Source organism: Neisseria sp. P0021.S007 (assembly GCF_051956855.1).
This window is the reverse complement of the sequence record NZ_JBQCXA010000623.1, coordinates 1-652: the sequence shown is the minus strand read 5'-3', so window position 1 is coordinate 652 and position 652 is coordinate 1. Positions and strand designations below refer to the sequence as shown.

The 652-nt window shown below is 49.1% G+C and carries 1 pseudogene; it reads right to left on the bottom strand.

The window, feature by feature from the left end:
• Window positions 1–652: pseudogene (locus tag ACTHUR_RS15005) on the bottom strand (recombinase); the annotation flags it as partial.

The window sequence follows — 652 nt, the reverse complement described above, 5'->3', positions numbered from 1 at the left end:
CCGAAAAGATGGCCGAAATAGCCGGTCATCCCCAAAAGCATACCAAAAATAAAATTGCCCATAAGCGAGCCGTAATGCTTATGAATATAAGCGGCCAGACGGCGGCGTGGCTGCGGACGCATGATTTTTCGTAAAAACGGATTAAACGGCAGGCGCTGACGCAGGTTCAGATAATCGGAACGGTTGTCAAAGAAGCCGGCAATAATCCCCGAGCAAAACAGCCATACACCGGCAATAGCGGCATACCATAAAGTCGGCTGAGTAAAAATCTCAATAGATTTAAACTGGTAGGCTGTAACTGCCTCATTCAATAAAGGCTGGCCATGCGTGTAGGCATAACCCCAAGCGATCCCCGCCGCCAACAATACGGCAATCGATACATTACCAAATACGGCAACACTTTGCGAACGACACACGTCAATCAGCAGTTTTGCCAATTTGTTGTCCACCGCCTTGCTGCCTTCATTTGAGTCCACCTGCTCGGCAAAGCTCGCCGCCGTCATGGCAGGCTGCTTGGTCGCAACGGTGCAGTGCAGCATATGAGTCAACATAAAGCCTAAGCCGTAGTTAAGTCCGGCAAGGAATGACGTCGTAAACTCGCCGAATCCCAAAGACGCAATATGGATTTTATTCAATGCCATCAGAGCAATAA